The 1,151-nt window shown below is 62.6% G+C and carries 1 protein-coding gene; it reads right to left on the minus strand.

Annotation, left to right across the window (positions count from 1 at the left end):
* Window positions 1-112 precede the first annotated feature (112 nt).
* On the minus strand, window positions 113-1,081 hold the full coding sequence (locus IVA98_RS31050) for an IS110 family RNA-guided transposase (protein WP_247301653.1): 969 nt from the start codon (window positions 1,079-1,081) through the stop codon (window positions 113-115).
* Between the last annotated feature and the right edge of the window lie 70 nt (window positions 1,082-1,151).

The following is a 1,151-nucleotide window of genomic DNA, read 5'->3' on the forward strand; positions in this document are numbered from 1 at the left end:
CCTGGCAACAGACCACGTGAGGTTCGAGCGAGCGACGGCCATCCTTGACGGACGCTGCGCGCGACGTCATGAGGGGCCGTAGGTCGGGACGAAGAAGCGCGTCCCGGTCGAACTAAGAAGCAGAAAGTGATCCGACCGGCGGTTCGCCGCACCACGGCGTGCCGCGGGCCACCACTGTGTTGGCGAAGATGAGCATCTTCCTGGCGCAGGCAACGAGCGCCTGTTTGTGTTCCTTTCCGGCCTTGGTCAGCCTCTGGTAGAGCTGGATGAGCTGCGGGTTCCAGCGAAACGATGCGGCCAGTGAAGCCGTATAAAGCGCGCGACGCAGCCGCTTGCGTCCGCCCTCGATATGCCGAACGCCTGACCGCTCGCCGCTGTCGTCGTCATAGGGCGCAAGGCCGGCGAGAGCGACAGCTTGCTCCCGCGTGATCCGGCCGATCTCAGGCAGACGCACCAGGATGGCCACGGCGGTCGGCAGCCCGATGCCGTCGACGCTGTTGATCAGCGCAAGCCTCTTGGCAAGGTCGGGATGCTTGCGAATCGCGGCGACCAGGGCCTTGAGTGCGGCCCTCTCACGTTGCTCCAGGCGAGCGATATCCTCGCGCCAGAGCTGGTTCATCGCCGCATTGCGGCAGCTCTCGATCCTGTTCTTGAGGCGCGCAATATCCTCACCGATCTGATCGATCATGGTCAGTTGCTCGGCGAACGGCAGCAACCGAGGATCGGGAGCGGCATGGATCTTCCGCACTGCAGCGGTGCAGGCTGCGATAAGAGCGGCATCGACCTTATCGTTCTTGGCCCGCTGCAGGTGGAATGTGGCATAGGCCCGGACCTGAGCCGGTTGAAACACCACAACCACAAACCCTTTGCGTCGCAGTTCGGCGACGACAGGCTGTTCGTAACCGCCGCTCGCCTCGATGCCGACGCGTTTGACGCGATGCTGTCGCAGCCACGTCAGCAAAGCCTCATGGCCTTCCGCCGTGTTCTTCACCTGCAACTGCTCGCGGCTGCCTTCGATCGCCACATCAAGCTTCCGTTTGCCGGTATCGATCCCGGCACAGATCGTGCTATGCTTGGCCATCTTCGTCGATCCCTCCCTTGTTATGCGAACCTAAAGTTCGTTCAACCATTCGGGTCCCGATGAAGTGCCG

Source organism: Bradyrhizobium sp. 160, assembly GCF_023073735.1.
Taxonomy (GTDB): Bacteria; Pseudomonadota; Alphaproteobacteria; order Rhizobiales; family Xanthobacteraceae; genus Bradyrhizobium.